The organism is Streptococcus sp. GMD4S (assembly GCF_000296955.1).
The window spans coordinates 1-2,459 of record NZ_AJRE01000148.1 but is presented as its reverse complement, the minus strand read 5'-3'; the positions used below and the strand labels follow the sequence as shown (position 1 = coordinate 2,459).

The 2,459-nt window shown below is 40.1% G+C and carries 4 protein-coding genes; all 4 read right to left on the bottom strand.

Annotated elements, in window-relative coordinates; all coding sequences use genetic code 11:
* Nucleotides 1–511: DUF1803 domain-containing protein (locus tag GMD4S_RS07975; RefSeq protein WP_000614483.1), on the bottom strand; the 511-nt coding region annotated here is incomplete at its 3' end.
* Complete coding sequence (locus tag GMD4S_RS07970) at nucleotides 495–1,007, bottom strand: YiiX/YebB-like N1pC/P60 family cysteine hydrolase (RefSeq protein ID WP_000892222.1); 513 nt, start codon at nucleotides 1,005–1,007, stop codon at nucleotides 495–497. The genes GMD4S_RS07975 and GMD4S_RS07970, both read right to left, overlap by 17 nt.
* 122 nt (nucleotides 1,008–1,129) lie before the next feature.
* The gene (locus GMD4S_RS07965; RefSeq protein ID WP_000985025.1) at nucleotides 1,130–1,456 is read right to left on the bottom strand and encodes a DUF2568 domain-containing protein; all 327 of its coding nucleotides are present in this window, start codon (nucleotides 1,454–1,456) and stop codon (nucleotides 1,130–1,132) included.
* 53 nt (nucleotides 1,457–1,509) lie between these two features.
* Nucleotides 1,510–2,445 (bottom strand): manganese-dependent inorganic pyrophosphatase, encoded by a 936-nt coding sequence (locus GMD4S_RS07960; RefSeq protein WP_000036036.1) that lies wholly within the window; start codon nucleotides 2,443–2,445, stop codon nucleotides 1,510–1,512.
* Nucleotides 2,446–2,459: the final 14 nt, after the last annotated feature.

Below are 2,459 nucleotides of genomic sequence, written 5' to 3'. Positions count from 1 at the left end.
TTTTGAGAAACTTCAGTAAAAAGGTCGTCATATACTTGAGGGCATACTCAGGATTGACATCTCCCAAAATGGCATAGAGTTCCTGCTGCTTTTCTGTCAAAGGATATTGATTCTTGACCTTGTAGAAATAATTAGACAGGGTCATCTTTTCTCTAGCAAAATCTGTAGATTCGACTAAAATGGCAGCATTGGTTTGATTGCGCAATTCTGTCTCAAAAGTCTTCTCTAACAGAGCATGATAAACTGGACTGTCCTCTCTGATAAAAATTTCTTGGTCAAGGGTTAGATTGTCTATCGATTCTAGAAAAGAGAGATTGAGAAAATAGCGTTTGTTGTCCCTTCGGATCAAACCGGCCTTAATATACTCTTCCATGAGTTTATCAACTGCTACATCTGGAAACTGGGCCTTGATTTCTCGAAGGATCACATCGTCATGCTGGTCCAGATAGTCCACCAAATCTATAAAAAATGGCTGCCGAGTCAAACGAGAGGGATTAAAAATCTGAATCATGAAGATTCCTTTCTTTACATTCTAAAAGAGGGGATGCTGCTAGTTGACTAGGATTGGTCCCTGGCTGATTCAGAGGCACAGGAAATTTGAGTTTCCTGTAATATTCCCTCCAAAAATCACTAATCTCCTGCTCCCCATCACCAAATTTCATGGGAATAGTTTCAAAAATCGGTAGGATTTCAGCGATATACTGGGAGCAATAAAAGCCATTCCCATCCGGATAAAAAGAGGCATTATAGGGTGCACCCAAATGTTTGCTAGCTCTCTCCTTTACCAAGTCAGCTTCCAGCTCTGGATAGACATAAAGATCGTAGAGATGAGTTGGTTCAAAAAAATCAGCTGGTTCTTGACAAATGACACCAGCTTGCCCACTAGCATGGTAGATGAAACCGTCCAAAAAAATGGCTACATGACTATAGTTACCGGTAGAAGCCAGGATGGCCTGCCCCATATCTGAAAGGTCCTTCACAAAAATCAAATCACCATTTTCTAACATCTTTCTCTCCTAGAAAAAAAGGAGCCGAAACCCCTTTAGCTATATGGAAAACACTGTTTTCTCGTGTCAATCTCCAGTCAAATAATTACCATTTAAATAATTCATTAAATATATTATAAGAATCACTCTAGCTGAAAATAATAAAGCAGACCCAAACTTCCAAAAGACAGAGCTAAGTATAGGATTCCTATTTGCAATCCATACAAATGCCAAAAACTACCACTAACTAAAATAAAAATCGATGTCTCAGCAACGAGGCGATGCCATTTTTTAAAAGCATGTGGAGATTTTGGTGCCATATATCGCGCCCAAAATAAGATTAATAGAACTGCTAGAAGAAAAAATAGGAATTTTTCCAGCCAAGAAATTTGTATCACAGACACGGAGAAAAGACCAAGGATTGCCACAACCTCAACCAAAAAGCGCAGTCCTTCAATCAATCGCATCATGCTATCACCTTCTATAAATAGTCAAATTAACAGTTCCAAATATTCATTAAGAATTACCCATTAAAGCTTTCAGTCAACTGAGGCACCACTTGTTTCTTACGTGAAACAGCACCTGGAAGGAAAGCGTGGTTGTTTTCAAGTTTGAAGTTGAAGGCAGCTTCCACCTTGTCCATGTTTGATCCAAGAGCCAAAATTTCTGAGTTTGAGTTGACGATGTCTGTAATCATCAAGACAAAGTCTGAGTAGCCGTTTGCTGCATTAGCCGCTTGCATTGCTGCTTCGATTTCAGCTTGGCGTTCCAAGACTTCAGCAATATCAACTGTATTAACTTGGGCAACACGAACCTTATTTCCGTTGAGTTCAAATGTCTTAGCATCGATATCAATCAATTCTTCAGCAGATTTACTAGCCAAGTTTGTACCAGCTTTCAGCATAGCCAAACCGTACTCTTCCAAGTTGACACCAGCTAATTCAGCCAATTCAGGCGCAATCACTTTATCAGATGGGTGTGTTGTTGGTGATTTCAAAAGAAGGGTATCTGAAATCAAACCTGAAAGCATCAATCCTGCGATTTCTTTAGGAACAGCTACACCATGTTCTTTGAACATGCGGTAAACAATAGATGAAGCTGATCCAACTGGTTCCAAGCGCATGTAAAGTGGGCTGGCAGTTTCAAAGTTAGCCACACGGTGGTGGTCCACAACACCGTAAACTTCTACTTCAGCGATATCTGATACAGATTGTTGGAATTCATTGTGGTCAGTTAAGATAACTTGCTCTGCACCTTCTGCTTTAGCAGATGTGATGACGCGTGGTGCTTCTACACCAAAATAGTTCAAAACAAAGGCTGTTTCTTCATTTGGAGTTCCAAGTGCTACTGCTTCTGTGTCCAATCCATAAGCCTCTTTTGCAAGATAAGCAAAGGCTACAGATGACCCGATGGCATCTGAGTCTGGATTTTGGTGACCAAATACTAGAATCTTAGACATGATAATACCTCTTT

Bases quoted from the DNA above. Each gene is read 5' to 3' on its own strand.
- GMD4S_RS07970 (WP_000892222.1), bottom strand. From the start codon at position 1,007: ATGTTAGAAAATGGTGATTTGATTTTTGTGAAGGACCTTTCAGATATG.
- GMD4S_RS07965 (WP_000985025.1), bottom strand. From the start codon at position 1,456: ATGATGCGATTGATTGAAGGACTGCGCTTTTTGGTTGAGGTTGTGGCA.
- GMD4S_RS07960 (WP_000036036.1), bottom strand. From the start codon at position 2,445: ATGTCTAAGATTCTAGTATTTGGTCACCAAAATCCAGACTCAGATGCC.